12 protein-coding genes are annotated in these 6,704 nt (G+C 35.9%); 10 read left to right on the top strand and 2 right to left on the bottom strand.

The genetic code is table 11. The features are described from left to right. Positions 1 to 280 (top strand): transposase (locus tag G602_RS0111505; RefSeq protein WP_026659130.1); only part of this gene is annotated, 280 nt, incomplete at its 5' end. A 215-nt stretch (positions 281 to 495) separates the two neighbouring features. Here the strand turns inward: G602_RS0111505 and G602_RS0111500 are convergent. After that, complete coding sequence (locus tag G602_RS0111500) at positions 496 to 717, bottom strand: hypothetical protein (protein ID WP_026659129.1); 222 nt, start codon at positions 715 to 717, stop codon at positions 496 to 498. A 179-nt stretch (positions 718 to 896) separates the two neighbouring features. Between G602_RS0111500 and G602_RS0111495 the strand changes: the two genes are divergently transcribed. From G602_RS0111495 to G602_RS0111455, 9 genes are all read left to right on the top strand, one after another. Continuing rightward, complete coding sequence (locus tag G602_RS0111495) at positions 897 to 1,085, top strand: hypothetical protein (RefSeq protein ID WP_026659127.1); 189 nt, start codon at positions 897 to 899, stop codon at positions 1,083 to 1,085. A 106-nt stretch (positions 1,086 to 1,191) separates the two neighbouring features. Further along, on the top strand, positions 1,192 to 2,301 hold the full coding sequence (locus G602_RS28915; protein ID WP_049945192.1) for a tyrosine-type recombinase/integrase: 1,110 nt from the start codon (positions 1,192 to 1,194) through the stop codon (positions 2,299 to 2,301). 623 nt (positions 2,302 to 2,924) lie between these two features. Next, a complete protein-coding gene (locus tag G602_RS0111485) occupies positions 2,925 to 3,134 on the top strand; it encodes a hypothetical protein (protein WP_026659126.1) in 210 nt (69 codons plus the stop codon). 15 nt (positions 3,135 to 3,149) lie between these two features. Next, entirely contained in the window at positions 3,150 to 4,361 is a 1,212-nt protein-coding gene (locus G602_RS0111480) for an AAA family ATPase (RefSeq protein WP_026659125.1), read from the top strand. Positions 4,362 to 4,476: 115 nt separating this feature from the next. Next, positions 4,477 to 4,731, top strand: a complete 255-nt coding sequence (locus tag G602_RS0111475; protein WP_026659124.1) for a hypothetical protein — start codon at positions 4,477 to 4,479, stop codon at positions 4,729 to 4,731. A 14-nt stretch (positions 4,732 to 4,745) separates the two neighbouring features. Beyond that, on the top strand, positions 4,746 to 5,417 hold the full coding sequence (locus tag G602_RS0111470) for a hypothetical protein (RefSeq protein ID WP_026659123.1): 672 nt from the start codon (positions 4,746 to 4,748) through the stop codon (positions 5,415 to 5,417). Positions 5,418 to 5,432: 15 nt separating this feature from the next. Then, positions 5,433 to 5,585: a hypothetical protein gene (locus G602_RS30410; RefSeq protein WP_155829832.1), complete on the top strand. Its 153-nt coding sequence runs from the start codon at positions 5,433 to 5,435 to the stop codon at positions 5,583 to 5,585. Between the two features lies 1 nt (position 5,586). Further along, the gene (locus G602_RS0111460) at positions 5,587 to 5,964 is read left to right on the top strand and encodes a helix-turn-helix domain-containing protein (protein ID WP_026659122.1); all 378 of its coding nucleotides are present in this window, start codon (positions 5,587 to 5,589) and stop codon (positions 5,962 to 5,964) included. Beyond that, on the top strand, positions 5,961 to 6,377 hold the full coding sequence (locus G602_RS0111455) for a hypothetical protein (protein WP_026659120.1): 417 nt from the start codon (positions 5,961 to 5,963) through the stop codon (positions 6,375 to 6,377). Before G602_RS0111460 ends, G602_RS0111455 begins: the two co-directional genes overlap by 4 nt. Here the strand turns inward: G602_RS0111455 and G602_RS0111450 are convergent, their stop codons facing one another. Then, on the bottom strand, positions 6,378 to 6,560 hold the full coding sequence (locus tag G602_RS0111450; protein ID WP_026659119.1) for a ribbon-helix-helix domain-containing protein: 183 nt from the start codon (positions 6,558 to 6,560) through the stop codon (positions 6,378 to 6,380). Between the last annotated feature and the right edge of the window lie 144 nt (positions 6,561 to 6,704).

Raw genomic sequence — 6,704 nt, 5'->3', positions numbered from 1 at the left:
AGAGGACGCCCTCAATCGTTGGCTCTGGTGGGCAAGTCACAGCAGGATTGGTGCTTTCAAGGAACTTTACCTCAAGATCAAACGTCACAGGGAGCACATACTGAATGCAATAAGGCTAGGCATGAGTAACGCTCGAATTGAAGCTACTAATAACAAAATCAAGCTGATTATCCGTAAGGCATATGGTTTTCGCAACATCCAAAACATGCTCGATATGGTCTACTTAGTATGCTCGGATTTGAGTATTCCACTTCCTAACAGAAAACCTCGAGGCGCATGATCAGCATAAATGCTGGGGATGATGGCATTTTTCACCCACCATTACCCCTGAAGAGCCCTAATTGTGTACATATATTACCTCCTACTTGAAGAAATAAAAAAAATAGTTACTTCTCCTAGCCAAACCACGACAATCCGTATATAGGCTCTAGCGGAGCATATATGCTTTAGTATTCTATATTGTTTTATTTTATTTTGAAGGTGCACAATCTGTTATCAAATATTATTTTTATCATGCTCGATTGTTTCATCTATGGCACGATTGATAAATGCACTTACCGATTCGTTTGTTATATATTTTGCATGTTCTTGAACCGCTGCACGTTTTTCTTTTGTCATACGCACTTTGATTTCTACATAGTTTTCCATGTATTTTTTATGTGATTCTTTGAAACTATTTGCATGCTCTCGGTAATATGCTTGTTCTTTTTCACCCATAAAATAGATTCTCCCTTATAGAGAAATCATACCATATTTGCATAAATACGACTATATAAATAATGACTAAATACATCCATATATTTTGTATATACTGTACGTTGAATTAAATACGACTATTTAATATAATTATATTATCCAAAAACTATATATTGTTCGATAAGGAGGGTTCATAGTGAATGAAACGGAACATGAATCAAATAATTGAAAGTACCAAAATCGAATGGCGGTATGATATGCGCCAGGATGAAATGCAAGAACTGATTAGTTCTATACATTCAAAAGATGATTTGTATTCAGCGATTGTCAGAGCATTTAAGTTCGGATTTGGTCAAGGAAGAAAATATCAAAAAAATAAAGGTCGCTAATGTTGGCGCATTAACGACCAGTATATGTACCAAGCAACCACCACAGAAGCAAGGCACAGCTATATTATAAGCCTGCTGCCTTGCAAAAATAAAGGAGAAATGTGTTATGGCAAGGCAAAAGAAAAGAGCAGACGGACGTTTGCAAAAAACATTTATGCATAATGGAAAACGCTATTTTGTTTATGGCTATAATGCTCAGGAATTAGAGCATAATATGATGATTAAGAGGCAGCAGCTTGAATCCGGAAAAGAATTACATGATAACCCAACCTTGAATCAGTACCATGATATGTGGACACAATCAAGAAAAGGGACTGTTAGAGAATCAACGCTGCGTTGTCAGTTATTCCAGTATAAATCATGTTCAGAGATTTTTATTGATAGCTTGAATAAGCAGCTCGGAGATATAAAGCTTAAAGAAGTAACTCCTGATGATCTAAGGATTGTTCAAAGAAAATTGATAGAGAATGGTAATTCAGAGCAGACAGTTAATGATAAGCTTGCGGTATTGAATCACTTGTTTTCGGATGCTTTAAAAGAACGCAGGATTGATTTTAATCCTATGATAGCAGTTAAGAATTTACAGAGGACAGAACCACCTGCAAGAGATACATTTCATAGAGCATTAAGCAGAGAAGAAACAGATAGATTCTTTGAAGCAGCAGTTAATTCAGCATATTATGATATTTTTCGGATAGCAGTTAATACCGGAATGAGAGTTGGAGAAATCGGTGCTCTGTTTGAATCAGATATATATGATGATAAGATTCATATAAAGCGTACTCTTACTAAATCTGAGCTTGGAAATATGGTTATCGGAGATAGTACCAAAACAACGAAAGGTCAGCGAGATATACCATTGAATGATGCAATATCAGAGATAATTGACCATCAGAAGAAGATAAACCGGATGTTATACGGAGATAAGGTTGTATCAATGCAGGAGCGTATATTTAAAGCACCGGAGGGTGGATTGCTTGTTTCAGCTCCTACCAATAGAGAAATAAAGAGGATATGCAAAAGAATTGGAATAGAACCATTTACTATGCATAGTTTCAGAGCTACTTTCGCAACAAGAATGATAGAATCAGGTATACAACCTAAAACCTTGCAGGAATTGTTAGGACATACAAGTATCAAAATGTCCCTGGATTTGTATGGTCATGTAATGGATAACACCAAAAAAGAAGCTATGAAGAATCTGAGAATAGTATAATTATCTAGTCGGCAGCAGGTGGTAAAAAGCCTGCTGCCATTTTATTTTTATTGTATTGTAGTCAGTTATGTAGTCAGATTAAAAGAAATCCAGTATTCATGCGGTGTGTTGGAAATAGTCCCATCTTCTGCATGAATTTTTATCAGTATTCATAGAGTGTTGTGGAAGTACCGGAACACTAGATGGATACTGATTTTTATTTACTTTCGTATTGTTTATAGTGAGCTGTCTGAAATCGTCAAAAACTATCTTTTTCGACTCTAAATGATGTAAAAAATGATGTAAAAAATGATGTAAAAAATGATGCAGTAATTACTGGTGTAAACTGCGTTTGTGGGATATGCACAAGAGAGTTATAAGAAATATAAAAAATGTTTTGACATCATATTACATGCCTTTGTGAATTAAGTGGAAAAATAAGAAATGTCACAGAAAAGCTTTAATTGCGAAGTTGTTTAAAGTATTATGATAGATAGAGACAAGCAATTAAAGCCATAGACGATAAATTGTTCACTCTTTCAAAAAATATACTTAGACAAAACTCATAATTATAATTTGGATGCCATAGGAGCACATGATTTGCGCCTATGGCTTTTTCTTGCAAAAAAATAGGAGGAAAAATAATGAATGCAACCACTAAAAAAGAAGTAATTAGTTTGAAGGACTGCTTTTCACTAGACACACAGCAACTTGCTAAGTGTCTTGGCTGTGGAAAACAAACTGCTATTGAAATCGGTGAGGCAGCAGGCGCGAGAATCACAATCAGTAATAATAGGCGAGTTCTATGGAATGTAAAAAAGATACAAGAATACTTAGACTCCATATCAGCATAAGGTGGTGGTGATAATGTGAAAAAGATAGATGAACAAAAGCTTATTAATTATGCGCAATCTATCAAGTCAGATTATTTTGATAATCCCGCGGAACTAAATGCACTTGTAACAAATTTTGCTTATGAAAATGGAATTAAGGTTACACATACGGAAATATGTCGTGTGATAAGAAAAGTACTAATTCATAATGCAAAAGCAGTTATTACTGAACCATTAGCATTATACTCTGCAAAAGAATTGATAGATAGCGATTTGCCACCATTGGAATTTTGTGTAGATGGTTTGATATCTCATGGAGTTTCAATCCTTTCTGCAAAGTCAAAGTTCTATAAATCGTGGATGGCAATGCAAATGTGTTTGTGTATTTCGCAAGGAAAGCCGTTTTTGGGGTTTCACACACATCAAAGTGATGTTTTATATGTTGACCTTGAAAATGACAAGAGATTAAGTAAAGAACGGCTTAATCTTATGCTTGGAAAAAAAACTGCTCCAAACAACTTTTTCATTGTTAATGAAGTGCCAACTATGGAGCAAGGTTTTGTTTCAATTATGAAAAAAACCATTGATGAACATCCACAAATTAAGCTGATTGTGATTGATGTATTTGCCAAGATTAAGTATTCAAAGAAGAGCAATGAAAGTGATTATGATGCGGATTATCGCTCAATTTCAGAATTGAAACAGTTTGCAACAGAAAAAGACTTAGCAATACTCTTGATTAGTCATAATAGGAAATTTGTTGACCCTACTGACCCATTTGCAAATATTCTTGGGAGTACTGCGTTAATGGCTGCATGTGATGCTGCCATTGTTATTTACAAAGAAAACAGAAGAGATGATGAGAGCAACATAAGTATCACAGGCAGAACAGTTCAAAACAATGACTTCAAGGGGATATTTGATACAAGTATTTATCAATGGAGATTACTAGGCACTCTTGATGATTATGTTGAGCAACAACAAGAAAATAAGTATAGGAAAAATCCTATTGTTATTACAATCAAGCTACTTTTATCAAAGTCAAATGATGGTACTTGGTGTGGCAGATTATCAGAACTTAAAGATGCTAGTTATCAAATGGATGTACCTATTCGAGAAAGTCCACAAGCAATAGGGAGACAAATCTCAAGTATAAGCCGTCAGCTAAAACAATACGACAATATCAGCATGATTGAAAAGAAAAATGGAAGCGGCTCAAAAAGATATGAATTTATAAGAACTGTTTAAAAGCAATTTAATATTGATTTTGTTGATATCCGTTGATGGCTATTGCTATATGCAAACGGATATCAACGATATCAACGGATTTTTTTCTTAGCAATGATATGTAATGGAGGGAGTCATGAAAAAGTTTATGAGTGGCGAGGAGTGTGCTGTTTGTATCAAATGGATAAAGCAAAACTTGTCAGGAATGACAAGAAAACAAGCTGATTCCTATGTTCTTAAGCATATTTTTCAGCGTATGACTGGAATTTATTCAACTGATGAGGAATTTCAAGAGATGATGAAAATATGTGGATATGAACCAATTGAGCAGACTAAGTCACTTTTTGAAGTGAAGGTTGATTCGGTAGTTATCAAAAATTATTACAGATAAAGGGAGGAGATAAAATGAGTCACACACAATGGTATTTTAATCAAGTACAGAGGCATAGAGCAGGACTTAAGGCACTACATGAAAAATATGATGCTGAACTCAATAAAATTGAACAGTATAGCGGTAGTGAAGGATATGAGCAGGAAAAAGCTGAAATTGAGAAAAATCGTAGGGCAGAGCTTACAACTTTTCAGCAGAAGTGCCTTAAGGACTTCATGGTTACAATAGGCGAGATGAGAAAAAGTGCAAAAAATAAGGAGATGATTGCTCCCACATCGGATGAGCTTGCTCTATTGCAGGCTCTTAAGATGAGAGAAACAATAAGCAAGGATGAGCTTGAGCAGGCGGCTCGTACCCTTAAAAATTGCCCAGTAGGATTGTCTATTCTCAATGAGATTGCTGAAAAGAATGAGCTTAGAGGTGTGCATTTTGGAGCAGAGGATACTGCAAGTGTATTAGCTCATATTGATTCTCTTGAGGACAGTGCTAAGCGAATAGCCGCCCTTGAGAGGTGTGATAGCAGGCAGGAAATGGCGGCTAGGGCAAGCATATATCATCCCGAACATATTTCTAATGCTATGTATAGTTTTCGTGTGGATAGGGACTTTAATAGCGAAGCTGATGCCCTTGCTTATCTTGGTGGTGTTAATGACTTGGAGAGCTTCCGCGAAGCAGTCAATGATTGATGTGGAGGTATAAGAATGGATGGTAAAAAATCGGTTTCTTATATTGCCTATGAATCTGAGATGGTTAGGCAGGAGCGGATAAATCGCCGCTTATGGTTTCTTTCAATTATTACCTTGATGGTGCTATTACTGACAAATTCCTTATGGATATTAAAGGTGGTGATGTAATATGGCAAGGCGACTTACTGATGAAGAAATCGTATCTGCACTCATAGAGTGCGGTACGATTAAAGCCGCCGCAGAGATGCTAGGTGTGCAGATAAAGACATTATATTCTCGCATGAAGCAGGAGCATTTTAAGGAGCTTTATGCTAGGGCAAAATCTGACCTATTAAAAGCGGCGACTGCAAAAATGCAGCGTAATCTTGTGGATGCCTGCGAAGTTATAGCCGAAATCATGAAGGATGCAGACACTGCTCAACAAATAAGATTAAATGCCGCTGACTGTATCATCAGAAATACTCTTAAGATGCTTGAACAGACCGATATTATGGAAAGAGTGGAGGAGCTTGAGGCTATTATCAAGGAGAGGAGTGATATCCTATGAGTAAATCCTTAAGACGTAGATTACAAGCCTTAAGAATGGACTTAGGCAGTGCTGAGGATGTGGGAGCTATTCTAAAACTCATTGATTCGGGCGCTTATTATGATGAGCTTACTGAGGAGGAAAAAGACGCTTATTGTAGGTATTTAGGAAGCAAGCGAGATGGATATGAAGAATTATACTGCTATGTCAACGGAGATTTGCACTTTAAACTTGAATATAGACAAAAGCCTGCATCCCAGTCTGAGTTCCTAAAAAATGTAAAAGAGGTTTCTGAGATAATGGATGCTTACACACGCCAATACAATTCACCCGAAGAAAAGGCGAAGCGAGATGCGGATTATCATGAACTTGTGAATAAAGGTAAGTTATTCAAGGCAAAATGCCATGAAACCACCACTTCAACAAGGGTGTGATTACTTGTTATCACGTTCAATTGCTTCATCAATAGCACGCTTAATAAAGCCATTTACTGTTTCTGATTTAGTTGAAGCGTGTTTCTTTATTTTATCATATTTTTCAAGTGATACATCTAAGGGAATACGCTTCAATTTTTTCTTGGCATATTCATTGTGATATTGAGATTTGTCAAAAGTCATTTCTTGTAAATTCTCCAATATAAGTATTTTAGGTATTTTAACATATATTGGATAAAAATATAACTTGAGTACGTACGTAAATAATGGTACAATACGTACGTAAACATAGACAAAGCTACACATCTATTGATAAGAAAAGGGGTA

Origin of the sequence: Butyrivibrio sp. AC2005, from assembly GCF_000424145.1 — a bacterium.
Lineage (GTDB): Bacteria > Bacillota > Clostridia > Lachnospirales > Lachnospiraceae > Butyrivibrio.
The sequence above is the reverse complement of the archived record's forward strand: the minus strand, read 5'-3'. Positions and strand labels throughout refer to the sequence as shown.